Origin of the sequence: Massilia luteola, assembly GCF_034420155.1 — a bacterium.
GTDB lineage: Bacteria > Pseudomonadota > Gammaproteobacteria > Burkholderiales > Burkholderiaceae_D > Telluria > Telluria luteola.
Map to the genome: position 1 here is coordinate 31,867 of NZ_JAXOFN010000011.1, position 19,974 is coordinate 51,840.

18 protein-coding genes and 1 other RNA gene are annotated in these 19,974 nt (G+C 65.8%); 14 read left to right on the forward strand and 5 right to left on the reverse strand.

Annotated features, from left to right (window positions below):
- Positions 1-142: 142 nt before the first annotated feature.
- Genes ftsX through ftsY form a run of 3 tightly spaced genes read right to left on the reverse strand, consistent with a single transcriptional unit; the run spans position 143 to position 2,908 of the window.
- Positions 143-1,063: a permease-like cell division protein FtsX gene (gene ftsX, locus U9J41_RS13060; protein ID WP_056449578.1), complete on the reverse strand. Its 921-nt coding sequence runs from the start codon at positions 1,061-1,063 to the stop codon at positions 143-145.
- Entirely contained in the window at positions 1,060-1,725 is a 666-nt protein-coding gene (locus U9J41_RS13065; RefSeq protein WP_322402633.1) for a cell division ATP-binding protein FtsE, read from the reverse strand. The genes ftsX and U9J41_RS13065 overlap by 4 nt, the downstream gene beginning before the upstream one ends.
- 7 nt (positions 1,726-1,732) lie before the next feature.
- The gene (gene ftsY / locus U9J41_RS13070; RefSeq protein ID WP_322402634.1) at positions 1,733-2,908 is read right to left on the reverse strand and encodes a signal recognition particle-docking protein FtsY; all 1,176 of its coding nucleotides are present in this window, start codon (positions 2,906-2,908) and stop codon (positions 1,733-1,735) included.
- 256 nt (positions 2,909-3,164) lie between these two features.
- Here ftsY and U9J41_RS13075 point away from each other — a divergent pair, with 256 nt between their 5' ends.
- Together U9J41_RS13075 and U9J41_RS13080 are read left to right on the forward strand one after the other, a co-directional pair.
- Positions 3,165-3,371 carry a hypothetical protein gene (locus tag U9J41_RS13075; protein WP_322402635.1) on the forward strand — a complete coding sequence of 69 codons (207 nt, stop codon included), beginning with the start codon at positions 3,165-3,167 and terminating at the stop codon, positions 3,369-3,371.
- A gap of 68 nt (positions 3,372-3,439) precedes the next feature.
- On the forward strand, positions 3,440-4,141 hold the full coding sequence (locus U9J41_RS13080) for a YjjG family noncanonical pyrimidine nucleotidase (RefSeq protein WP_322402636.1): 702 nt from the start codon (positions 3,440-3,442) through the stop codon (positions 4,139-4,141).
- Positions 4,142-4,147: 6 nt separating this feature from the next.
- Here U9J41_RS13080 and U9J41_RS13085 read toward each other — a convergent pair whose 3' ends face one another.
- Positions 4,148-5,845, reverse strand: coding sequence for a thiamine pyrophosphate-binding protein (locus U9J41_RS13085; protein WP_322402637.1), 1,698 nt, complete (start codon positions 5,843-5,845; stop codon positions 4,148-4,150).
- 124 nt (positions 5,846-5,969) lie between these two features.
- On the opposite strand from U9J41_RS13085, the gene rnpB reads away from it, so the two are divergent.
- The 5 genes from rnpB to U9J41_RS13110 all read left to right on the forward strand — a co-directional run bounded on the left by rnpB (position 5,970) and on the right by U9J41_RS13110 (position 10,915).
- Positions 5,970-6,309: RNase P RNA component class A (gene rnpB / locus U9J41_RS13090), an RNA gene on the forward strand.
- Positions 6,310-6,339: 30 nt separating this feature from the next.
- Positions 6,340-7,833, forward strand: coding sequence for a glycerol kinase GlpK (gene glpK, locus U9J41_RS13095; protein WP_322402638.1), 1,494 nt, complete (start codon positions 6,340-6,342; stop codon positions 7,831-7,833).
- 79 nt (positions 7,834-7,912) lie between these two features.
- The gene (locus tag U9J41_RS13100; protein WP_322402639.1) at positions 7,913-8,416 is read left to right on the forward strand and encodes a hypothetical protein; all 504 of its coding nucleotides are present in this window, start codon (positions 7,913-7,915) and stop codon (positions 8,414-8,416) included.
- Between the two features lie 126 nt (positions 8,417-8,542).
- The gene (locus tag U9J41_RS13105; RefSeq protein WP_322402640.1) at positions 8,543-9,013 is read left to right on the forward strand and encodes a hypothetical protein; all 471 of its coding nucleotides are present in this window, start codon (positions 8,543-8,545) and stop codon (positions 9,011-9,013) included.
- Between the two features lie 204 nt (positions 9,014-9,217).
- Complete coding sequence (locus tag U9J41_RS13110) at positions 9,218-10,915, forward strand: methyl-accepting chemotaxis protein (protein ID WP_322402641.1); 1,698 nt, start codon at positions 9,218-9,220, stop codon at positions 10,913-10,915.
- 18 nt (positions 10,916-10,933) lie between these two features.
- On the opposite strand, the gene U9J41_RS13115 is transcribed toward U9J41_RS13110, so the two are convergent.
- Complete coding sequence (locus tag U9J41_RS13115; RefSeq protein ID WP_322402642.1) at positions 10,934-11,884, reverse strand: AAA family ATPase; 951 nt, start codon at positions 11,882-11,884, stop codon at positions 10,934-10,936.
- A gap of 471 nt (positions 11,885-12,355) precedes the next feature.
- Here U9J41_RS13115 and mraZ point away from each other — a divergent pair, with 471 nt between their 5' ends.
- From mraZ to mraY, 7 genes are read left to right on the forward strand one after another with little or no spacing between them, the layout of a single operon-like run.
- Entirely contained in the window at positions 12,356-12,784 is a 429-nt protein-coding gene (mraZ, locus tag U9J41_RS13120; RefSeq protein ID WP_322402643.1) for a division/cell wall cluster transcriptional repressor MraZ, read from the forward strand.
- Between the two features lie 8 nt (positions 12,785-12,792).
- Entirely contained in the window at positions 12,793-13,752 is a 960-nt protein-coding gene (gene rsmH, locus U9J41_RS13125) for a 16S rRNA (cytosine(1402)-N(4))-methyltransferase RsmH (protein ID WP_322402644.1), read from the forward strand.
- Positions 13,749-14,021, forward strand: a complete 273-nt coding sequence (gene ftsL / locus U9J41_RS13130; protein WP_322402645.1) for a cell division protein FtsL — start codon at positions 13,749-13,751, stop codon at positions 14,019-14,021. Before rsmH ends, ftsL begins: the two co-directional genes overlap by 4 nt.
- Positions 14,018-15,787 (forward strand): peptidoglycan D,D-transpeptidase FtsI family protein, encoded by a 1,770-nt coding sequence (locus tag U9J41_RS13135; RefSeq protein WP_322402646.1) that lies wholly within the window; start codon positions 14,018-14,020, stop codon positions 15,785-15,787. The genes ftsL and U9J41_RS13135 overlap by 4 nt, the downstream gene beginning before the upstream one ends.
- Positions 15,787-17,319, forward strand: coding sequence for a UDP-N-acetylmuramoyl-L-alanyl-D-glutamate--2,6-diaminopimelate ligase (locus tag U9J41_RS13140; RefSeq protein WP_322402647.1), 1,533 nt, complete (start codon positions 15,787-15,789; stop codon positions 17,317-17,319). Before U9J41_RS13135 ends, U9J41_RS13140 begins: the two co-directional genes overlap by 1 nt.
- Positions 17,320-17,321: 2 nt before the next feature.
- Complete coding sequence (locus U9J41_RS13145; RefSeq protein WP_322402765.1) at positions 17,322-18,794, forward strand: UDP-N-acetylmuramoyl-tripeptide--D-alanyl-D-alanine ligase; 1,473 nt, start codon at positions 17,322-17,324, stop codon at positions 18,792-18,794.
- A gap of 4 nt (positions 18,795-18,798) precedes the next feature.
- Positions 18,799-19,968: a phospho-N-acetylmuramoyl-pentapeptide-transferase gene (gene mraY, locus U9J41_RS13150; protein WP_322402648.1), complete on the forward strand. Its 1,170-nt coding sequence runs from the start codon at positions 18,799-18,801 to the stop codon at positions 19,966-19,968.
- Positions 19,969-19,974: the final 6 nt, after the last annotated feature.

The following is a 19,974-nucleotide window of genomic DNA, read 5'->3' on the forward strand; positions in this document are numbered from 1 at the left end:
AGCCCTGAATTTGTCCTCTCCCAGCCTCCATACCGGTGATGACGCCAGGTCAGTTTTTGGTCCCGTTCTGCGGGACCACCCCGGATTCGAAACAAACCCGCCCTCGTGGCGGGTTTGTTTTTTGCAGGGTCTCCTGGCGAGGTCAGCGCAACCGCGCCAGATGCCTCTGCACCGACAACATGGCGCCCACGAGCCCGAGCCCGGCACTGATCGCCAGCAGCGCCGCCATGGCCAGCGGCGGCAGCGGGGACAGCTGGAATTCCGACGCGTACAGTCGGGCGAACTCGGCGATGGCCGTGTTCAGCGGACGCAGCGCCAGCGCCACCGCCCCCAGCGCCACGGCGCCCGCGCACAGGCCCAGCAGGGCGCCCGTGTAGTAGAACGGGCGGTGGATGAAGTTGTCGGTCGCGCCCAGCAGTTTCGACACGGCGATTTCTTCGCGCTGGGTCAGCACCTGCAGGCGGATCGTGTTGAACACGACGGCGATCACGACGACGCCCAGCGTGATCGCGAGCAGCAGCAGCGCCAGGCGCAGCACGCCCAGCAGCGCGGCCAGGCGCTTGACCCAGGCCGAGTCGACCTGCACGGCATCGACGCCCGGCAGGGCGCGCATCTGGTCGGCCAGGCCGTCCACGCGCGCGGCGTCGGCGCGGCTGGTAAAGCCTTCGAGGCGCATCACGTAGCTGTCGGGCAGGGGGTTGTCGCCCAGTGTCTCGATGACGTCGGTGAGTCCGCTCTTGTCCTTGAGGCTGGCCAGCGCCTGCTCGCGCGGCACGAAGCTGACCTTCGCGTGCGTGCCGCGCAGGATCTGCTGCAGTTGCGGCGCCAGTGCCTGGGCCTGGTCGCGCGGCGTGTCGGCCTTGAGGAACAGGCTGACTTCCGGATCGACGGACAGTTCTTCCGACAGGGGCCGGACGTTGTCGAGCAGGGTCACGCCGGCGAAGGGCAGCGCGAGCGCGACGGCGACGACGAGCACGTTGAACAGGAAGCTGCCCGGCGCCTTGCGCACGTGGGACAGCGCGGCGCCGAGGGCGAAGCGGTGCTGGCGGAACCAGATGTTCATGCGCCACCTCCCGTCACATGGCCGTGTTCGAGGCGGATCACGCGCGCCGCGCTGTCCAGGATGTCGTCGTCATGGGTGGAGATGACGCAGGTCACGCCGACCGAGTGGAAGGCATGCAGCGCGCCGATGACCTTGTCGGCCGCGGCGCGGTCCAGATTGGCCGTCGGTTCGTCGGCCAGGATGATCTGCGGACGGTTGACGATGGCGCGCGCGATCGCCACGCGTTGCTGTTCGCCGCCCGACAATTCCAGCGGCAGCGCCAGCGCGCGTTCGAGCAGGCCGACCTTGTCCAGCGCCGCGCGGGCGCGCTGCTCGGCCTGGCCGCGGGTCGCGCCGGTGACGATCAGCGGCAGCATCACGTTGGCCAGCAGGTGGCGGTCGTTCAGCAGGCGCTGGTTCTGGAAGATCAGGCCGAGGTTGCGGCGCAGGAAGGGGATGCCGGCCCGGCGGATGCGGCCGACGTCCTGCCCGTTCACGATCACGCGGCCGGACGACGGGCGCTCGATGGCGGCCACCATTTTCATCAGGGTCGATTTGCCGGCGCCGGACGGACCGGCCAGGTACACCAGCTCGCCCTTGGCGATGTTCAGCGACACGTCCGCTAGGGCGAGCGTGTTGGCGGAATCCGAGTATTTCTTGGAGACGGACTGGAATTCGATCATCGTGCGTTTATCCCAGCAGCGCCTCGGCGAATTCGTCGGCGCTGAAGGGTTGCAGGTCCTCCAGCTTCTCGCCCACGCCGATGAAGTACACCGGCACCGGACGGGTGCGTGCGATGGCGGCCAGGATGCCGCCCTTGGCCGTGCCGTCCAGCTTCGTGATCACGAGGCCGGTCAGCTGCAGCGCGTCGTCGAACGCCTTGACCTGCGCGAGCGCGTTCTGGCCAGTGTTGCCGTCGATGACGAGCAGGATCTCGTGCGGTGCGTCTTCCATTCCCTTGCCGATCACGCGCTTGATCTTCTTGAGCTCTTCCATCAGGTGCAGCTGGGTGGGCAGGCGGCCGGCCGTGTCGACCATGACGACGTCCACGCCGCGCGCCTTGCCCGACTGGACGGCGTCGAACGCGACGGCCGCCGGGTCGCCCGACTGCTGCGAGATCACGGTGACGTTGTTTCTCTGGCCCCAGACCATCAACTGCTCGCGCGCGGCGGCGCGGAACGTGTCGCCGGCGGCCAGCAGGACGGATTGTTCGTGGTGCTGCATGTGCTTGGCCAGCTTGCCGATGGTCGTCGTCTTGCCGGCGCCGTTGACGCCCGCGATCATCATCACGAGCGGCTCGTGACGGCCCAGTTCGAGCGGCTTTTCCAGCGGACGCAGCAGGTCGACCAGCAACGCCTTCAGCGCCACCTTGACGGCGGCCGCGTCCAGCAATTTCTCTTCCTTGACCTTACGCCGGAGGTTGTCCAGCAAGAATTGCGTGGCGTCCATGCCGGCGTCCGACATCAGCAGCGCGGATTCGAGTTCCTCGTACAGGTCTTCGTCGATGCGCGCGCCGACGAACAGCAGCGACAGATTGGTCGACGTCTTGGCCAGGCCGGCTTTCAGGCGCGACATCCAGGAACGCCTGGCTTCCGCTTCGCTGACCGGGCGCTCGGCCGTTTCGGGGAACAACTGGCCTTCGTAGGCGGACGGGGCGGTTTCCAGCGGGGCGGGCGCAGCGATGTCGGGCGCGGCCACGTCGGGCGCGGCCGGCATGTCGTCGCCACCGAACAGGCGGCGCAGGAAGCCCGGCTGCTCGGCCGGCGCTTCGGGTTGCGCGTCGGCGACCGGAGAAGCGGGCACCGCGGGTTCGACCGCAGCCGGCGTCTCGGCTTCAGGTTTTTTCTTTTTGAAGAAACTAAACATTGTGTATTCGGGAGGGCGGCGGAGTTGCCGGAACGGGTCGCGCGTATTCTACCAGAGCGGACCCGGTTCTCCCTGCTGGGTAACCGGAAAGCAATCCTTGCCGTCCGCTCCACGATTGTTTGATGTGCATCAGCTCTACCATATTGTGGCTAGAATACCGCTTAACGATGTCAATCTAATCACCATGCTGGAAATGCGTGCGCAAGCGGTGTAGATTGTGAACATCCATGAAAACACGCGTCACCAAGGGACGATCGTGAACGTTTCCAGGTTTCTCAAGAGGCTCATCGCCGGCGATCACGTGGTCGGCAGCTCGGCGGCGTCGCTGCGCAATGTCGTCGTCTGGCTCTTCATCGCCCTCGTCGCCCTGTTCCTCACCCATCCTTCCAGTCCGGCCAGCGCGTTCGACGCGCCCGTGCCGTGGCCCGCCGAGCTGGGCCTCGACGGCAGCCTCGGCATGTAACTGGTATCCTGTCGTCCTACCTTTGCCGTTCCGGTGGCGCCGGCGCCCGCCGCGCACCGTCCCGCACGATGAAACACAGACTATTTCTTTTCGACCTCGACGACACGCTGCTCGATTTCAAGGCGTCCGAACAACTGTCGTTCGACCGCACGCTGCGCGCGCTGGGCCTGCACGCCCTCCCGGACGGGCTGTTCGCCCGCTACCAGGCCATCAATATGGCGCTCTGGAAAAGTTTCGAGACGGGCGCCGTCGCCAAGGATTTCCTGAAGGTCGAACGGTTCCGCAAGACGTTCCAGGAAACCGGCCTCGACCTCGACCCGGAAGCGGCCAGCGGCCGGTACCTGGAATCGCTGTCGGACACCGTCGTGCTCATCGACGGCGCGCGCGAACTGTGCGCGACCCTGGCCGGCATCGGCGAGGTGGGCATCATCACGAACGGCGTCGAGCACATCCAGCACCGCCGCATCGCCAGCTCGGGATTGCGCGAACACGTGTCGTTCGTGGCCACGTCGGAAGCGTGCGGCCACGCCAAGCCGGACAGCCGCTTCTTCGACTACACGGTCAGGATGGCGCGCGCGTTCGCGCATGCGGAGACGGTGATCGTCGGCGACCGCCTCGATGCCGACATCCTCGGCGCCAACCGCTTCGGCATCGAAAGCTGCTGGTTCAATCCCGGCGGCCTCGCCAACGACACGCAGGCGCTGCCCACCTTCGAGGTGGCGCGCCTGCACGACGTCGTCCCGGCCCTGCGCGGGCTGGCGATCGCCTGAGAAAGGTCAGCCGGCCTTGGCGGCCTGCGCGTTGCGGCGGATCGTCTCCAGCGTGGCGCCCGGCGTAATCAGGTTGCCGTCGTAGCGCAGCTCGATCAGCGCCGGCAGCTTGCGGGTCTGCGTGAATGCGATCGCGCGCGCCAGGGCAGGCCCGAATTCCGCCGTCGTCGCCACCGCTTCGCCGTGGCCGCCGTACGCGTTGGCCAGCGCCGCGAAATCCGGATTGTGCAGCTGCGTGCCCGACACGCGGCCCGGATACTCGCGTTCCTGGTGCATGCGGATGGTGCCGAACATATTATTGTTGAACACGAGGAAGATGACGCCGGCGCCGTACTGCACGGCCGTCGCCAGTTCCTGGCCCGTCATCATGAACTCGCCGTCGCCCGCGAACGTGACGACCGTGCGTTCCGGCCGCACGATCTTGGCCGCGACGCCGGACGGCACCGCATAACCCATCGCGCCGCTCGTCGGCGCCAACTGGGTGCGCATCGCGCCGTAGCGCCAGAAGCGGTGCGCCCACGTCGCGTAGTTGCCGGCGCCGTTCGTGATGATCGTGTCGCGGGGCAGGGCCGCCTGCAGGTCCTGCACCATCTGCCACAGGTCCAGCGGCGCGCTACCGTCCTTGAAGATGGCGGGGCGTTCCTGCCACGCGCGCAGCTCGGCCTTCGCTTCCTCGACCGTGTGGCGCCAGGCGGCGTCGACCGGCTCCATCGCGGCTAGCATGCCGGCCGCCTGCGGGGCACCGGCGGCGATCATCAGCTCGGCCTGGTACACGCTGCCCAGTTCCTCCGGGTCCGGATGGATGTGCACGAGGCGCTGGCGCGGCACGGGTGATTCCAGCAGCGAGTAGCCGCTCGTCGTCATTTCGCCCAGGCGCGGACCGAACGCGATCAGCACGTCGGCCTCTTTGACGCGCGCCGCGAGCTTCGGATTGATGCCGATGCCGACGTCGCCCACGTAGTGCGGATGCTCGTTGTCCAGCAGGTCCTGGAAGCGGAACGCGCAGGCGACGGGCAGCGCGTTCGCCTCGGCGAATTTTTGTACGTCGGCACACGCCTCGTCGGTCCACGTGCCGCCGCCCAGCAGCAGCAGCGGCTTTTTCGCGCCGGCCAGCATCGTGCGCAACGCCGCGATCTGGCCGGCGGACGGCGCGCCTTGCGTGGGTTGGTAGCGGCGCGTGTCCGCCACTTCCGCGCGCGCCACGAGCATGTCTTCCGGCAGCGCGAGGACGACGGGGCCCGGGCGGCCGCTGGTCGCGACCTGGAACGCGCGCGCCATGTATTCGGGGATGCGCTCGGCGCGGTCGATCTGCGCGACCCACTTGGCCATCTGGCCGTACATGCGGCGGTAGTCGATTTCCTGGAACGCTTCGCGGTCCATGAAGTCGGTGCCGACCTGGCCAATGAACAGGATCATCGGCGTGGAATCCTGGTACGCCGTGTGCACGCCGATGGAGGCATTGGTCGCGCCGGGGCCGCGCGTGACGAAGCAGATGCCGGGCTTGCCGGTGAGTTTGCCGTAGGCCTCTGCCATGAACGCGGCGCCGCCTTCCTGGCGGTTGATGACGAAGCGGATGTCCGAATCGTGCAGCGCGTCCAGCACGTCGAGATAGCTTTCGCCGGGCACGCCGAAGGCGGTGTCCACGCCGTGGACCTGGAGCGCATCGACCAGGATCTGGCCGCCGCTGCGGGAGGGGTGCGTCATGGTGAGGTCATCCTTATCACGATGGAATCCGGGCATTCTATGCAACTCGCCCTGAGCTGGCTTTTCAAATAGCGACACGACCTTTCACAAAAGGCAGCGGCGCATGGAGTACAATGGCGGCCGTGAAGCAGGCCAGGCAGCCGCTGGTCCACGCCGCAAGGTCGTGGACGGGAGGAAGGTCCGGACTCCACAGAGCGGGGTGACGGTTAACGGCCGTCCGCCGAAAGCCGGGCGCAAGCCGGGTATAAGGCGAGGAATAGGGCCACAGAGACGAGCGTATTCAGTTACGGTGAAACGCGGTAACCTCCACTCGGAGCAATTCCAAATAGGCACGCGTTGATGTTGCTCGCGGAGCGTGCGGGTAGGAAGCTTGAGCGCCGGAGTAATTCGGCGCCTAGAGGAATGGCTGTCATAGCGTCCGCAAGGGCGTTACACAGAATCCGGCCTATCGGCCTGCTTTACACATGATTCACGGCCCGGGGAGCTCGACGACGATGCGTTACATCCTCGCCCTCGACCAGGGCACCACCAGTTCGCGCGCCATCCTGTTCGACCGCCAGGGCCAGGCCGTGCGCATCGCCCAGCAGGAATATCCCCAGCATTTTCCGCGGCCCGGCTGGGTCGAGCACGATCCGCTCGACATCTGGACGAGCCAGCTCGCCTGCGCGCGCCGGGTGCTGCTTGACGCCGGCGTCGATGCCGCCGACATCGCGGCCATCGGCATCACCAACCAGCGCGAGACGACCGTCGTGTGGGACCGCCAGACGGGCGAACCGCTGTGCCACGCCATCGTCTGGCAGGACCGGCGCACGGCCGAACTCTGCGACGAGCTGCGCGCGGCCGGCAAGGCTCCACTCATCCAGCGCAAGACCGGGCTCGAACTGGATGCCTATTTTTCCGCGACCAAGCTGCAATGGCTGCTCACGCACGTGCCGGGCGCACGCGCACGCGCGGAGCGGGGAGAACTGGCGTTCGGCACCGTCGACAGCTGGCTCACGTACAAGCTCACGGGGCGCCACGTCACGGACCCGAGCAACGCCTCGCGCACGATGCTCTTCAATATCAACAGCCTGCGCTGGGACCCGGAACTGTTGTCCCTGTTCGGCGTTCCGGCGGCTATGCTGCCGGAAGTCGTGCCCAGTTCCGGCATCGTCGCCGCGGCCGACCCGGCATGGTTCGGGCGCGCGATCCCGATTGCGGGCATCGCGGGCGACCAGCAGGCGGCCACGTTCGGCCAGGCCTGCCACCGGCGCGGCATGGTCAAGAACACGTATGGCACCGGCTGTTTCATGCTGATGCACGCGGGCGCCACGCCGCCGCAATCGCACAACCGCCTGCTGGCGACCGTCGGCTGGACCATCGGCGGCCACACCGACTATCTGCTCGAAGGCAGCGTGTTCATGGGCGGCGCCACCGTGCAATGGCTGCGCGACGGCCTTGGCATCATCAGGCAATCGTCCGACGTCGAGGCGCTCGCACTGTCCGTGCCGGACAGCGGCGGCGTGATGCTCGTGCCGGCCTTCGTCGGCCTCGGCGCGCCGCATTGGGACGCCTATGCGCGCGGCACGATCGTCGGCATGACGCGCGGGACCACGGCCGCCCACATCGCGCGCGCCGCCGTCGAAGCCATCGCCTACCAGAGCGCGGAACTGCTGGCCGCCATGCAGAAGGACGCCGACTGCGCCGTGCACGAGGTGCGCGCGGACGGCGGCGCCGCACGCAACGACCTCCTGATGCAGTTCCAGGCCGACCTGCTGGGCGTGCCCGTCGTGCGCCCGCGGGTGACGGAGACGACGGCCCTCGGCGCCGCCTGCCTGGCCGGCCTGGCGGTCGGCTTCTGGTCGTCGTGCGAAGAGATCGCGGCGCAGTGGAAGAGCGAGCGCCGGTTCGAGCCGCAGCTGCCGGCCGCGCGCCGCGCCGAGATGATGGCGCGCTGGTCGCGCGCGGTCGCGCATGCGCGCGCGTGGGCGGCGCCGGATCCGCACTGACGCTGATCTGCCGTGCGGCCGCGCCCGTGCGGATGGGGCACAATCGGTTCGACATCGATTCGTCGGACCCGGAGGCGCCTTGAAATTCCTGAAGGTTTTCTTTTCGGCCGCGCACGCGCTGCTGGGGATCCTGTTCGTGCTCGTCTCCGTGCTGATCACGGTGCTGGCCGTGCAAACCGGCTGGCGCGCCGTCGGCGCCGATACCGACGCGAGCGCCGAGATGGCCATCGAGGCGATCGGCCTGCTGGCCATCGCCGTCGTCTCGCTGCAGATCGCGCAAACCATCACCGAGGAAGAAGTCGTGCGCGACGCCCACATCAGCGCGCCCACGCGCGTGCGCCGCTATCTGTCGCGCTTCATGGTCGTGGTGGTCGTCGCGCTGTCGATCGAGGGCCTCGTCGCCACCTTCAAGGCCTTGCACGAGGAGCCTGAACTGCTGCCGCATGCGGCGTCGGTGCTGATCGCGGCCGGCGTGCTGCTGTCCGGCTGGGGCGTGTTCATCCGCATGAACAAGGCGGCCGAGGAGCTCGAGCCGGAGGCGATGAAGGCGGCCAAGAGCGAGGATGCGAAGGTGGACGAGTGATCCTGCGCCATCGGTGAATAACGCTATTTCGATCAATGTGAAATTGTGAGAGCTTTTCGTTCACTTCGATCGATATACTGCCGGGTAAGGTTTTTGACTTCTAATCATCAAAGGGTATCGAGCGCGATGCCCGCCGTATCCCTGCACCATGCCGCATGGCCCCGGTTTATCGAGAGTTTTATGTTTGCTGGGCAAATCAACCTTCCTGAAGATGCCGATTTCGAATGCCTGCTGGCGCAGGTCATGGCCTGGTGGCCTGACGAACTGGCCGGCGACGCCGACGCCGGCGCACGGCAATCGTCGGTCGTCCGCCATTACGAAGCGAGCATCGCGCCGCGCGCGATCCAGTCGGCCAGCATGCTGCTGGTGCAGCTCGACTGGGTCCTGTTCGGGATCGTCGTCGATCTATCGCGCAAGGTATCCCGGGTGCGCGTCAAGGATATCCGGCCGCAACTCATCAAGGACAGATTCCACGCATTGCTGACGAATATCGCATTGCCACAACTGCTCGGCGAGAAACAATGGGATGGATCGTTCGAGCGCGACGAACTCGTGAATTATTTGCGGGTCGAGGACATGGCGGTGCTCAGCCAGTAATTGGGACGTAGTTGCCATTCATGAAATTCAAATTGTGTTTCATGTAAAATTCGTTTCCGAATGACATCGATATCAACCGATGGCGCCAGCGCAGGTGTCATCGACTGACATCAAACAATGCACGGATGCAATCACGTAAGCTGCTCTTGCTTGCCCTGTTGCGGAACACATTCGTCAATCTCGGTCTCGAACAATGGAAACGGAATGAATATCAAAAACTGGAAGATTGGAACTCGATTGGGCGGGGCATTTGCGCTGTTGCTCATCCTGTTGGCGGCGTGCATCTGGTTCGGCATTGCCAGCCTGCGGCTATTGAATGAGGGTACGTCGCGAATCGTCGGCGAGGATTATCCGAAGACCATATTGGCCTACGAAAGCCTCGATATCGTGAACCGCAATGCCCGCGCCATGCGCAATATGCTGCTGTGGGATAAACCCGAGGAAGTGACGCGGGAACGGCAGACCATCCTGCAGAACAGGCAGGAAAACACCGCCAATCTCGACAAATTGGCGGCAATGATCAAATCGGACGAGGGCAAGGCCAGGCTGAAAGCCGTGCTGGACGCCAAGACGGTGTATCGCGCGTCGCAACAGGCCTTTCTCGACCTGATCGATGCGGGCAAAAAACCGGAAGCCGCCACCTTGCTGCTGACGCAGGTCCGCAACGACCAGCGCACCTATTTCGACGCCGTCCGGGCATTGATCAAGCTGCAGGACGCACGCGTGCTCGACAGCGGCCGCCAGGCCGCGGAGACCTACCGGTCGACGATTACCTGGCTGCTGGGATTGGCGGCCCTGGCGCTCGTGCTCGGCACGATCGTGGCCATCTGGATCACGCGGTCGATCACGCGGCCGCTGCGGCAAGCGGTCGATGTGGCGCGCACCGTGGCCACCGGCGACCTCGGCGCCACGATCGACGTGCATTCGGCGGATGAAACCGGCCAGCTGCTGCAAGCCCTGCGCGACATGAACGACGCGCTGGTGACGATCGTCGGCGAAGTGCGCAGCGGCACCGAAACGATTGCCTCCGCCTCGCAACAGATCGCGTCCGGCAACGCCGACCTGTCCTCGCGCACGGAGGAGCAGGCGTCCTCGCTGGAAGAAACGGCGTCGTCGATGGAAGAATTGACGTCGACCGTGAAACAGAACGCGGACAATGCGCGCCAGGCGAACCAGTTCGCCGTGTCGGCATCGGAAGTGGCGGGGAAAGGCGGGGCGGTGATGGCGGAAGTGGTCGACACCATGGGCGCGATCAACGAATCGGCGCGCAAGATCGTCGACATCATTGCGGTCATCGACGGCATCGCATTCCAGACCAATATCCTGGCGCTGAACGCGGCCGTGGAAGCGGCGCGCGCGGGCGAGCAGGGGCGGGGCTTTGCCGTGGTCGCGTCCGAGGTGCGCAGCCTGGCGCAACGCAGCGCGGCGGCCGCGAAGGAAATCAAGGTGTTGATCGACAACTCGGTGGAGAAGGCGGACGCGGGCAGCAGGCTCGTTGATCAGGCCGGCACGACGATGCGCGAAGTCGTCGAAAGCATCAAACGGGTGACCGACATCATGGGCGAGATCAGCGCGGCCAGCCAGGAGCAGAACGACGGCATCGGCCAGGTGCAGCTGGCGATTTCGCAGATGGACCAGACCACGCAGCAGAACGCCGCGCTGGTGGAAGAAGCGGCCGCGGCGTCCGAATCGCTGCGGGAGCAGGCGGCCAAGCTGTCGCAGACGGTGGCCGTGTTCCGGCTCGACGGTGGGCGGGGCCGGGGCGCACCAGCGGCGCTACCCAGGACCGACGTCGCGCCGTTGAAGAAAAAACCTGCCGCGGCGGCACCGACGCCGGCCGCGCCGTCGCGCGTCAAGCGTCTGGCGAGTGCCGGCAGGGGCGATGACTGGGAAGAGTTCTGACGAGAGTCATAAACCGGTTCAAAACCCGATCCGGCCCTTGCCTGGCGTGGGTTTGAGCCGGATATCGCCAGCCATCACATGCGCCCGCCCGTCCGCCACCGCGTAGCCGAGCCCATCCAATAAAGTCTTGCGCAGGTCGCGCGGCGATACGCCCGCGAGCTTGTCCAGCACCACGTCCCCGAGCAGCGGATCGAAGGACGCCAGGTTCAGCTCGCGCAGCAGCCCGGCATACATGCGCTGGGCGATGCCGGCCGCCTGCTCGGGTGTCGGGGCCGGCACCTCGTAGACGGCCATCCGGTTCAGCAGCGGATGCGGGATGCCTTCGGTGGAGTTCGCGGTCAGCACCCAGAAGATCTGCGACGCGTCGATGTCGACGTCGATGAATTCGTCGCGGAACGCGCTGGCCGTTTCCGGTTCCAGCAGCTGGTACAAGGCCGCGAGCGGGTCGGATTGCGAAGAGCCCGTCGCCTTTTCCACCTCGTCCAGCACGATCACGGGGTTCGCGAACTGGCCGCGCACGAGGCGCTCGGCCACCTTGCCGCACTTGGCGCCGCGCCAGCTGGCCGAGCTGCCCGTGATGACGAAGCCGGCCGACAGGGCGTTCATGCTGATCAGTTCGCAGTCCGTCTGCATGACCTTCGCGAGGCGCTTGGCGAAATGGGTCTTGCCCACGCCCGGGCCGCCCAGCAACAGGATCGGCATGACGTTGAACCCTTTATCGCCGGCATGGGCCAGGCGCAGGTAGCGCGCCAGGTCGTCCAGCACGTCGTCGAAATTCGGACATTCCTCGAACAGCGGGTCGAGGGCGTCGATGGAAGAGGGCGTGGTGACGAAACGTTCGGGACCGGTCTCGAGCATGCGTTCGTAGAAGGCTTCGAGTTCGGGCGAACGTCCGCGGCTGCGGTCGAGGGCGCCTTGAACCTCGTTGAGGTCGTACACGGTGCGGCTCCGGGCCAATGTGATGCTCATGGCGTTCTCCTGCGCGATAGTGCGGACTCACTTATAATGCCGGCTCCCCAAAACCGCCAAGTGAGCCGAAACGGCTGGGTGATCGCCTTCGCCCTATCCTAATCCTCCCTGCATCGAATCGCAATTTCCTGTCGTGCTAGAGGCGTTGCAATACGGCAACCTACCGGCAGTCAAGACTTGCCCTTTATCAAAGGTAAAACACATGTGTGCAGATGAGGTAGCACATGCATTGTTTTACCTAAGTGTCTAATTTTGCTCGATATTTTTACTTGAGGTTGCGTCAAGTAAGTTCGCTAAGTCATTGGTTTCATTGGCAATTTCGCCGTTTTCTAAACGTGAATTCGCTTGACCACAGACAACGCTTCCTCTAAAGTGGGAAACGGTGGCAAAAAGTGCAGTTTTGTGGGAGATCGGTGGATCTCCTGGCGCCCAAAATAATCAGACTGATAACTCTCCAAAACTAGGTACAACGTGTTTCAGGGCGCGTCAGCGATCAATCTCGATGCAAAAGGACGGCTGTCAATACCGGCCAAGCATCGTGACGCCTTGATGCAGCAATGTGAAGGCCGTATGACGCTCACGAAACACCCGCATGGTTGCCTGTTGTTCTTCCCGCGCCCGGTGTGGGAAGAGCATCGCGAACAGATCGCCGCCTGGCCGATGTCGGCGCGGGCGTGGCAACGCATTTTCCTGGGGAACGCCTGCGATGTCGAGATGGACGGCGCGGGTCGGGTGCTTATTTCGCCCGAGCTGCGCAATGCAGTTGGTTTGGAGAAAGAAGTGATGATGCTCGGGATGGGAACCCATTTCGAGATCTGGGACGCCGCCAAGCTGGCGGAAAACGAGGCCGAAGCCGTCGCGGGCGGCATGCCCGATGTCCTTTCCAATTTCTCCTTCTAAGGCGCCGCATGAATGTGACTCAGCCGGTGCCCGGTTTGCAGCATCGTACGGTGCTGCTGGATGAAGCAGTCGATGCGCTGGCCCTCGAGGGCGCGCGCGCTGCCGGTATTTATATAGATGGCACGTTCGGCCGCGGCGGTCATAGCCGGCTGATCCTGTCGAAACTGGCGCCCGAGGGGCGCCTGGTCGGCTTCGACAAGGATCTCCAGGCGATCGCGACGGCCGGGCAGATGAACGACCCGCGCTTTTCGATCGTGCACGACAGCTTTGCGACGATGGTCGAGGCGATGGCGGCACGGGGCGTGCACCAGGTCGACGGCATCCTGCTGGACCTGGGCATTTCCTCGCCCCAGGTGGACGACGCGAGCCGGGGCTTCAGCTTCCGCAACGACGGTCCCCTGGACATGCGGATGGATACGACACGGGGCATCTCCGCCGCCGCATGGCTGGCCGAGGTGCCGGAGAAACAACTGGAAAAGGTGATTCGCGATTATGGGGAAGAACGGTTTGCTTTTCAGATTGCAAAGGCGATTGCTGCTCGCCGGGCAGTCGAACCAATTTCAAGCACACGACAGCTTGCCGCAATCGTGGCAAACGCGGTCAAAACCCGGGAGAAAGGCAAGGATCCGGCAACCCGCACCTTTCAGGCTATCCGGATTTTCATCAATCAAGAGCTTGAGGACCTTGAAGCAGGTTTGAAGGCCGCCTTCGAACTGCTGGCGCCCGGCGGGCGCCTGTCCGTGATCAGCTTCCACTCGCTGGAAGACCGCATGGTCAAGCAGTTCCTGGCGTCCAAGGCCAAGGTCGAGCAACCGGATCGCCGGTTGCCGATCCGCGCCGTCGATCTGCCCCAGCCCTTGATGAAGTTGATCTGCAAAACCAAACCCTCCGACCTCGAGGTCGAGGCCAATCCGCGTGCCCGCTCGGCGGTGCTGCGCGTGGCCGAACGCCTGGGAGTGCGCGCATGACGGGCAAGATCAACGTCGTGCTGACCGCGCTCCTGGTCGGATGCGCGCTGTCGGTCGTGAATGCGCGCTACCAGCGCAATCACCTGATCAACGACATCGAGAAGCTGGCGACTCAGCAGCGCCAGCTCGAGGTCGACTGGGCCCAGCTCCAGCTCGACCAGTCCACCCTCGGCAAGAACGAGCGCATCGAACAGATCGCGCGCGCCGAGCTGGACATGGCGCCCCTGAGCCCGGCGCGTACCCAATACCTGACGGAAGGCGGCAAATGAAGGCCGGCGCCAACGGTTCCCGCGTCGCCGCCGCCAAGGGCGTGGCGTTCTCCAAGAGCCCCGTGCTGGCCGTGCGCCTGCCGGACTGGCGTTCGCGCGCGGTCCTGTTCGTGCTGTTCGCCGCGTTCCTCGCGCTGGCCGGACGCGCGCTGTGGCTGCAGGGCGTGTCCAACCAGTTCCTGCAGAAGCAGGGCGCGAGCCGCTACGAGCGCACGCTCGAACTGCCGGCCACGCGCGGCAAGATCTTCGACCGCAACGGCATCGTGCTCGCGTCGTCGCTGCCCGTGAAGGCGGTGTGGGCGATTCCCGAAGACGTCAAGCAGTCGCCGCCCGACAAGCTGCGCGCACTGGCGCAGCTGCTCGACATGCCGCAGGCCGACCTGCTCAAGAAGCTCGATTCCGACCGCACCTTCGTCTACCTGAAGCGCCAGGTCGAGATGGACGTGATCGCCAAGATCGAAAAGCTCGGCATCGACGGCATCGACACCCGCAAGGAATACAAGCGCTACTACCCGCTGGGCGAAGTGATGGCGCACATCGTCGGCTTCACGAACGTCGAGGACGTGGGCCAGGAAGGCATCGAACTCGCGCAGCAGAAGAACCTCGTCGGCCAGACCGGCAGCCGGCGCGTGATCAAGGACCGCCTCGGCCGCATCGTCGAGGACGTGGGCCTGTCGCGCGAGCCGCACGACGGCCGCGACCTGACGTTGTCGGTGGATTCCAAGCTGCAGTACATCGCCTACAACAGCGTCAAGGAGGCGGTGGAGAAGTTCCACGCCAAGGCCGGCGCCGCCGTCGTGCTGGACGTGCACACGGGCGAGGTGCTGGCGCTGGCCAACTGGCCGACGTACAACCCGAACGACCGCTCGCACCTGACCGGCGAGCAGCTGCGCAACCGCGTCATCACCGACACGTTCGAGCCGGGGTCCACGCTCAAGCCGTTCACGGTCTCGCTGGCGCTGGACAAGGGCCTGATCAAGCCGACCACGCTGTTCGACACCGGCAACGGCCGTCTGGTCGTGGGCGACCGCACGATCCACGACACGCACCCGCACGGCGTCATCGACGTCAGCACCATCATCCAGAAGTCGTCGAACATCGGCACCACCAAGATCTCGCAGCTGATGTCGGCGCAGGACATGTGGGAGATGTTCACCAAGGTCGGCTTCGGCCAGGCGCCGCGCTTCGGCTTCCCGGGCGCCGCCGCCGGCCGCGTGCGGCCGTACAAATCCTGGCGCGCGATCGAGCAGGCGAACATGTCGTTCGGCCAGGGCATCTCGATGTCGCTGCTGCAGCTGGCGCGCGCCTGGCTGATCTTCGCGCGTGACGGCGACATCATCCCGCTGTCGTTCCAGAAGGTCACCGTGCCGCCGGCCGGCCAGCAGATCATCTCGCCCAAGGCCGCTGCCCAGATGCGCGCCATGGTCGAATCGGTGGTGAGCCCGGAAGGCACGGCGCCGCAGGCCCAGGTGGCCGGCTACCGCGTGGGCGGCAAGACCGGCACCTCGCAGAAGTTCATGAACGGCCACTATTCGCAGACGCACTACGTCGGCGACTTCGCCGGCATCGTGCCGATGTCGAATCCGCGCTTCGTCATCGCCGTGATGATCGACGATCCGTCCGGACCGTTCCACACCGGCGGCGCGGTCGCGGCGCCGACGTTCGCGACACTCGCCGCCAACGCGCTGCGGGCCGAGAACATACCGCCCGATTCATCGGTCACCGACATCATCATTCCGGAACATCCTCTCGAGGAGAGCAATTGATGACCGAGACGACGAGCACCGTCACTTGGATCCGGGCCGCCGCACCAGGCGGCCGTCTCGTTTCCGACTCGCGCCGCGTGCGCCGCGGCGACGTGTTCTTTGCCTATCCGGGCGAAGCCTTTGATGGCCGCCGTTTCATCCGCGCCGCCATCGACAACGGCGCCGCGGCGGTCGTGTACGACGGCCGCGATTTCACGTTCGACGAGGCGCTCGCCGTGCCGCACCTGGCCGTGCCGGACCTGAAGCAGAACGCCGGCCCGATCGCGCATGCGTACCACGGCGCGCCGGATGCGGCCATGTTCACCGTCGGCGTCACGGGCACCAACGGCAAGACGTCGTGCGCGCTGTGGACGGCGCAGGCGCTGGCCGCGCTCGGCGAAACGGGCGCCGTCATCGGCACGCTCGGCGTGGGCCTCGTGCGCGGCCGCGCCGAGCCTGAATTCGACGCGACCGGCTACACGACGCCGGACGCCGTGCTGCTGGCGACGGAACTGGCGCGCCTGCGCGACGCCGGCGCGACGGCGCTCGCGATCGAAGTGTCGTCGATCGGCCTCGTCGAAAACCGCACGGCCGGCATGCACTTCGACGTGGCCGTGTTCACGAACCTCACGCGCGACCATCTCGACTATCACGGCGACATGGACGCCTACGAGACCGCCAAGCGCCGCCTGTTCGACTGGCCCGGCCTGAAGACCGCCGTCGTCAACCTGGACGACGACGCCGGCGTGCGCATCGTGCGGCACCTGCGCGCCACCCGGCCGGAGGTGGCCGTGATCGGCTACACGCTGCGTGCCGTCCACGAACAGCCGGCGTTGGACGGCCTCGCCGTGCTGCGCGCATCGAACCTGCGCAGCCGCCCGAACGGCAGCGAATTCCATATCGAGTCGCCGTATGGCAGCGCCGTCGCACGCACGCACATGGTCGGGCACTTCAACGCGAGCAATGCGCTGGCCGTGCTGGGCGCGCTGCTGGCGAAGGGCGTGGAGCTCCGCGCCGCGCTCGACGCCATCGAGGCGCTCGTGCCGGCCCCGGGCCGCATGCAGCAGATCGGCGGCCAGGACGTGCCGATGGTCGTGATCGACTACGCACACACGCCGGACGCGCTGGAAAAGACACTGGAAGCGCTGCGCCAGGTCGCGCAGGAGCGCGGCGGGGCGCTCTGGTGCGTGTTCGGCTGCGGCGGCGACCGCGATCCGGGCAAGCGCCCGCAGATGGGCCGCATCGCGCAGATGGCCGGACACGTGCTCGTCACGAGCGACAACCCGCGCAGCGAGGACCCGCGCGCCATCATCGACCAGATCGTGGCCGGCATGGACCCGCAGCACCCGGCGTCGACGTACCAGGCCATCGAGGACCGCGCGGCCGCGATCCTGTCGGCCGTGAAGCATGCCGCCAAGCCGGACGTGATCCTGCTGGCGGGGAAGGGCCACGAGCCTTACCAGGAAATCAAGGGCCGGAAGATTCCGTTTTCCGATGCCGACCACGCCGCGCTGGCGCTGACAGCGCGGCTCACGATGATGAGGACTGTTTGATGATTCGTGGTTCGCTTGAACAAATCGCGGCGTCGATCGAGGGCGCGCACGTCACGCGCGATGCTTATTTCCAGGGCATCTCGACCGACAGCCGGCAACCGGTGCCGGGGTCGCTGTTCGTCGCCCTGCGCGGCGAACGCTTCGATGCCCACGACTTCCTCGGCCAGTTGATCGATAAGCCGCTGGCGGCCGTCGTCGTGGAGAAGCTGCCCGAACACTATCCGTTGCCGGCCATCGTCGTGCCGGACACCTTGGCCGCGCTGGGCCGTATCGGTTTGTTCTGGCGCCGGCGCTTCGCGATTCCCGTCATCGGCGTCACCGGCAGCAACGGCAAGACGACGGTCAAGGAAATGATCGCATCGATCCTGCTGGCCGCCTTTGGTGCCGATGGCCGCCTGGCCACGCAGGGCAATTTGAACAACGAGATCGGCGTGCCGCTGACCGTGACGCGCCTGACGGACGCGCACAAGGCCGCCGTCGTCGAACTGGGCATGAACCACCCGGGCGAGATCGCGCGCCTGGCCGCCATCGCCGAGCCCACCGTCGCCCTGGTCAACAACGCGCAGCGCGAGCACCAGGAATTCATGCACACCGTGGAAGCGGTGGCGCGCGAGAACGGCGCCGTGCTGCAGGCGCTGGCGGCGGACGGCGTGGCCGTGTTTCCGGGCGATGATGAGTACACGGCGCTGTGGCGCGAACTGGCCGGAGATCGCGACGTGCTGACGTTTGGCCTGACGGATGCATGCGACGTGCGGGCGACGTACACGGTGACTGAGTTCGGCAGCGAACTCAGTGTTACGTCGTTCCCGCGCAGGCGGGAACCCAAGATTGCCGGCGCGGCCGCTCACGTAACATTGGATCCCCGCCTTCGCGGGGACGACGTTCTGGAGGCGCAGGGCGCAACCGAGCCATTGCGGTTCACGATCAATCTTGCCGCCGCCGGCGTCCACAACGTCCGCAACGCGCTCGCCGCCATCGCCTGCGCGCGCGCGGCCGGCATCCCCGTCGACGCCATCGTGCGCGGTCTGGAAGCGTTCGTGCCCGTCAGCGGCCGCCTGCAGCGCAAGCAGGCCGTGAGCGGCGCCACCGTCATCGACGACAGCTACAACGCCAACCCCGACTCCGTGCGCGCGGCCATCGACGTGCTCGCGCAATATGCCTCCCCGCGCATCCTCGTGCTGGGCGACATGGGCGAGGTTGGCACGCAAGGACCTGAGTTTCACCAGGAAATCGGTGCCTACGCCGCAAGTCGCGGCATCGACACCGTGCTCGCGACCGGCGACCTGGCGCGCCATCTGGTCGGATCGGGAGCGCAACACTACGAGCAGTTCGACGAATTATTGGCAGCACTGGATCAAAAACTGGGCAGCAAATCTGACGCAACTGTGTTGGTGAAGGGCTCGCGCTTCATGAAGATGGAACGCGTGGTCCAACACCTGATCGCATCAACCAACACCGGCAAGGAAGCCCACTAGACTTATGCTGCTTTGGCTCGCACAATATTTCCAGGACTATCTCGGTCCGCTGCGCGTTTTTAACTACATCACGTTCCGGGCCGTGTTCGCGACCATTACCGCGATCAGCATCGGCATGCTGTGCGGCCCGGCCGTGATCCGCAAGCTCACGGAGATGAAGGTCGGCCAGGCCGTGCGCACGTACGGTCCGCAGACCCACCTGTCCAAGCACGGCACCCCGACCATGGGCGGCGTCCTCGTGCTGATCGCCATCGGCGTGTCCACGCTGTTGTGGTGCGACCTGTCGAACCGCCTGATCTGGCCGGTGCTCGTCGTGACGCTCGGCTTCGGCGCCGTCGGCTGGGTCGACGACTACCGCAAGGTCGTCTACAAGGACCCGGAAGGCATGCGCTCGGGCGAGAAGTATTTCTGGATGTCGCTGATCGGCATCACGTCGTCGCTGTACCTGGCGTTCTCCGTCTCGGCCGCGACGCCGTGGGAAGTGTGGCAGCTGTTCTTCGCCTGGGTGCAGTCCGGCTTCTCGATGGACCTGCCGCCCAAGGCCGACCTGATCGTCCCGTTCTTCAAGACCATCAGCTATCCGCTCGGCGTGTGGGGCTTCATCGCGCTGACCTATTGCGTGATCGTGGGCGCGTCCAACGCGGTCAACTTCACCGATGGCCTCGACGGCCTCGCCATCATGCCGACCGTGATGGTGGGCGGCGCGCTGGGCCTGTTCGCCTACCTCACCGGCAACGCGACCTATTCGAAATACCTGTTCATCCCGCACATCCCGGGCGCCGGCGAGCTGCTGATCTTCTGCGGCGCGATGGCGGGCGCGGGCCTGGCCTTCCTCTGGTATAACGCGCACCCCGCGCAGATGTTCATGGGCGACGTCGGCGCGCTGGCGCTGGGCGGCGCGCTCGGCACCATCGCCGTCATCGTGCGCCAGGAAATCGTCCTGTTCATCATGGGCGGCGTGTTCGTGGCCGAGACGCTGTCCGTCATCATCCAGGTCAGCTGGTTCAAGTACACGAAGAAGCGATATGGCACGGGACGCCGCGTGTTCCTGATGGCGCCGTTGCACCACCATTTCGAACAGAAGGGCTGGAAAGAGACCAAGGTCGTCGTGCGGTTCTGGATCGTGACGATGATCCTGGTGCTGGTCGGCTTCTCCACCCTCAAGCTGCGTTGACGACGA

Coding starts and splice junctions, on each gene's coding strand:
- ftsX (WP_056449578.1), bottom strand. CDS start 1,063: ATGAACATCTGGTTCCGCCAGCACCGCTTCGCCCTCGGCGCCGCGCTG.
- U9J41_RS13065 (WP_322402633.1), bottom strand. CDS start 1,725: ATGATCGAATTCCAGTCCGTCTCCAAGAAATACTCGGATTCCGCCAAC.
- ftsY (WP_322402634.1), bottom strand. CDS start 2,908: ATGTTTAGTTTCTTCAAAAAGAAAAAACCTGAAGCCGAGACGCCGGCT.
- U9J41_RS13080 (WP_322402636.1), top strand. CDS start 3,440: ATGAAACACAGACTATTTCTTTTCGACCTCGACGACACGCTGCTCGAT.
- U9J41_RS13085 (WP_322402637.1), bottom strand. CDS start 5,845: ATGACGCACCCCTCCCGCAGCGGCGGCCAGATCCTGGTCGATGCGCTC.
- glpK (WP_322402638.1), top strand. CDS start 6,340: ATGCGTTACATCCTCGCCCTCGACCAGGGCACCACCAGTTCGCGCGCC.
- U9J41_RS13105 (WP_322402640.1), top strand. CDS start 8,543: ATGCCCGCCGTATCCCTGCACCATGCCGCATGGCCCCGGTTTATCGAG.
- U9J41_RS13110 (WP_322402641.1), top strand. CDS start 9,218: ATGAATATCAAAAACTGGAAGATTGGAACTCGATTGGGCGGGGCATTT.
- U9J41_RS13115 (WP_322402642.1), bottom strand. CDS start 11,884: ATGAGCATCACATTGGCCCGGAGCCGCACCGTGTACGACCTCAACGAG.
- rsmH (WP_322402644.1), top strand. CDS start 12,793: ATGAATGTGACTCAGCCGGTGCCCGGTTTGCAGCATCGTACGGTGCTG.
- ftsL (WP_322402645.1), top strand. CDS start 13,749: ATGACGGGCAAGATCAACGTCGTGCTGACCGCGCTCCTGGTCGGATGC.
- U9J41_RS13135 (WP_322402646.1), top strand. CDS start 14,018: ATGAAGGCCGGCGCCAACGGTTCCCGCGTCGCCGCCGCCAAGGGCGTG.
- U9J41_RS13140 (WP_322402647.1), top strand. CDS start 15,787: ATGACCGAGACGACGAGCACCGTCACTTGGATCCGGGCCGCCGCACCA.
- mraY (WP_322402648.1), top strand. CDS start 18,799: ATGCTGCTTTGGCTCGCACAATATTTCCAGGACTATCTCGGTCCGCTG.